This is a genomic window from Microbacterium sp. T32, from assembly GCF_001619615.1.
GTDB lineage: Bacteria > Actinomycetota > Actinomycetes > Actinomycetales > Microbacteriaceae > Microbacterium.
Map to the genome: position 1 here is coordinate 1 of NZ_LQQP01000054.1, position 1,229 is coordinate 1,229.

A 1,229-nucleotide genomic window follows, 5' to 3' on the forward strand; every position below is an offset into this window, starting at 1 on the left:
CCGTCGACGTCCCCGCACCCGCATACGTGTATGCCCGCGCACTGGAGGGTGACGCGCTGGCGGTGGCGTTGGCGACCGATGCCCCGCTGACGGCGCTGAATGTTCCGGTGCCGCCGTACAGCGGGACATTGATCGAGGGAAGGGCAACCCGCCCGTCCGTGCCACTCAGCTGGGTGTTTGTCACGCTGCCGTCGCTGAACCGGTACCCATTGCCAAGTGTGACCGTGACGGGTTTGCCCGCGGCGGCCGTTCCGTTCACGGTCGCCAGCACGGAGGCTCCTCCGATATAGGAGCATGTGACGCCGGTGTAGGCGTTCTTGCTGAAGGCGAGCGAGAGAGCGTTGGACACCGCCTGTGCGGGGGTGGCGGTAGCGATCGCGATCACGGGGATGCTCCAGGCGGCTCCGGCGATGAGGGTGCGGCGGGGGATGCCGTCGTCGTCCGGTGCGGAGGCGCGCGAAAGGTCGGTCATGAGAGGCTCCTGTCGTTTCGGGTTCGGGGTGCCGTCCTTCATCCAGCACCGTGCCGACCGCCGAGGCGAAATCCGCGTCGCATCGACGTTCTCCTTGTCGCTCGCGCGCACGTCGGGGTGAGGCCCGGCGCCTCGCGTCCCACCCGCAGTCGCAGGCGCGGGTGAGTGTCAGCGCGGAGCAGGTGAGCGCGGTGGCGGGTGGCATCCGGGGTTCGTAGATTGTGCGGACCGCACGCTGGAGGCCACCGCAATGTTCGACTCGCGTTCGCCGTGGCGGATCCGCCGCATTCCGCTCGAGGGACGCGAGGTCGCCGAGTGGTTCGCCCTCCGCGGCTGGACCGTCACCGACATGGATGCCACCGCGGCCCACGCCTTCATCGACGAGGCCGTCGTCGCGGACGTCGCTGTGCGGCGGATGTGGCACACGGGATTGGCGGTGTCTCGCGGTACCGACACGGGCCGCGCGCACGGTTCCGACACGCTCGTCGTCCATGTCGCGGGCGCCGGTACCGTGCAGATCAACTCCCAGCCCGCACAACAGCTCGCGCCGAACGACGTCCTTCTCGTTCCGCACGTCAGCGCGGTGAGCTATCGCAGCGCGGAACCGGTCGCGCGGATCGAGATCGATCACGGATCGGGACACCCCGAGGCGGCGTTTTTCCACACGCACCGCGACCTCGTGTCGGTGGTCATGATCACCTCCGCCGTCAACGCTCTCTTCGCCGCCCATGATTTGCGGGGGGGGGGGGGGGGGGGG

Annotated in this window: 1 protein-coding gene and 1 pseudogene; one reads left to right on the forward strand and one right to left on the reverse strand. The window is 69.2% G+C overall.

The features are described 5' to 3' along the window. Nucleotides 1-472 (reverse strand): annotated as a pseudogene (locus tag AVW09_RS15210) (hypothetical protein); the annotation flags it as partial. Between the two features lie 349 nt (nt 473-821). On the opposite strand from AVW09_RS15210, the gene AVW09_RS15215 reads away from it, so the two are divergent. After that, on the forward strand, nt 822-1,229 hold a 408-nt coding region (locus AVW09_RS15215; protein WP_156496131.1), incomplete at its 3' end, for a hypothetical protein.